Source organism: Pseudomonas brassicae (assembly GCF_010671725.1).
Lineage (GTDB): Bacteria > Pseudomonadota > Gammaproteobacteria > Pseudomonadales > Pseudomonadaceae > Aquipseudomonas > Aquipseudomonas brassicae.
Window position 1 is genome coordinate 1 of sequence record NZ_JAAHBU010000447.1, and the last position, 1999, is coordinate 1999.

General features: G+C 57.1%; 1 pseudogene. It reads right to left on the reverse strand.

The features are described 5' to 3' along the window. Positions 1-1987 (reverse strand): annotated as a pseudogene (locus G3436_RS24160) (condensation domain-containing protein); the annotation flags it as partial. Positions 1988-1999 lie beyond the last annotated feature (12 nt).

A 1999-nucleotide genomic window follows, 5' to 3' on the forward strand; every position in this document is an offset into this window, starting at 1 on the left:
CCCAGGGTCAGCGCGATGGCATCCGGTGCGCGGGCAGCCTGGGCTTCGATCAGCTCATGGATGCATCGCTGGCTGGTGAACTGCTCGGGTGCCGGGTTCCACTGCTGAATATTGGCCTGCTGCTCGCGGGTATCCAGCAAGGGCAGCTCGCTGATCCGCTGCTGTGGGTCAGTGGCAATGGCCCGTAGCAGGTTCTGCCAGTGCAGGGCGAGGCGCTCGATGGTGGTGGCCTCGAACAGGTCGGTGGCATAAGTAAATACTGCTGAGAAGCCTTCGGCGCTTTCACTTGTATGCAGCATCAGATCGAACTGCGCTGTCTGCTTGTCCCAGGCCAAGAACTCTACGTCCAAGTTTGGTAGTGCTCTTTGCCGTTGTACGCCACGCGTCTCGCCCTGGTGGCTGAACATGACTTGAAACAACGGATTGTGGCTCAGGCTGCGTTCGGGCTGCAGTGCTTCAACCAGCTGTTCGAAAGGAAGGTCCTGATGGGCTTGAGCCTGCAAAGTAATGTTTCGAACCTGATCGAACAGCGTGGCAACAGTGTGCTGACTTTCTTCTCGGATTTGAGCACCAAGGTATTGACGAAAAAGCCGATCAAACGCTCCGTTTCCATACGATTTCGGTTGGCAACGGGCACGCCTACACGAATTTCGCGTTGCCCGTTATATCGATGCAGCAGCACTTGGAACGAGGCCATCAACAGCATGAAGGGTGTGATGCCGCGCTGTTGTGCAAGTTTTTTGAGGTTCAGCGCCAGTGGTTGATCGAGCGTGAGCGCGAGATGAGCCCCTCGGAAACTCTGTTCTGCCGGCCTGGTGCGGTCTGTCGGCAAAGGCATAACGGAGTGTTCGCCGCTCAGTTGCTCAAGCCAGTAGTTCAGTTGGCGATCCCGCTCACCAGCCTCCATCCATTCGCGTTGCCACAGCGCGTAATCTGCATACTGAATGGGTAGTACGGGTAGAGCTGCTTCGTGACCTGAGCTGTAACCGCTGTACAAGCTGATCAATTCGTCGACCATCACCTGCATCGACCATGCATCGGAAATAATATGATGTTGGGTCATGATCAGCACATGGTCTTCTGCTGCTAATTGCAGCAACTTCACCCGCAACAATGGCCCTTGGTCCAATGCGAATAAGCGATTGATCTCTGTTTCGACAAACGTGCCTATTTGCGCTGCTTGGTCTTCCTGATGAGTTAAGACTTCCTGTTCGATGAGCATGATTCGCTGGTGGGTAACGACTTGGTGTAGCTGGTCATCTGCTTGAGTGAAGAGTGTTCGCAGGCTTTCATGACGAGCCAGCAGCGTGTCGAAGCTACGTTGCAGTGCCTGCAGGTCTAAATAGCCGCGCAGGCGCAGGGCCGCGGGTAAATGATAGGCACTGCTCTGCGGGTCCAACTGCCACAGGAACCATTGGCGTTCCTGCGCATAGGACAGTGGTAACGGCACGTTACGCTCGACGGGTATCAATGGTGGCTCATCGATTCGTTTCAACTGATTCAATGTTGCAACGAAATCTGCCAGGCGACTGTGCTCGAACAGCGTGCGCAATGCCACATCGAAGCCCAGTACCTGGCGTACCCGCGAAATTACCTGGGTGGCCAGCAGCGAGTGCCCGCCCAACTCGAAGAAATCATCGTTCAAACCGATGTGTTCGCAGTTGAGCATCTGCTGCCAGATGCCAGCGATGCGCTGCTCCAGTTCGCTTTGCGGGGCCACATACTCACGTTGCAGCTGGCTGGCATCGGGCTTGGGCAGCGCCTTGCGCTCCAGCTTGCCGTTCGGACTCAGCGGCATCTGCTCCAGCCATACCCACTGCGCCGGGATCATGTAGTCCGGCAGATGCGCCTTCAGTGCGTGCTTGAGGTGCTCACGCAGGTCGTCCTGCCCAGCACTATCGCCGGGTACCACGTAGCCCACCAACTGCTGGCCGCCTGCGGTGTCGAGCGCCAGCACCACGGCTTCGCGCACGGCGTCGAGCTCCATCAGGCGCGCCTC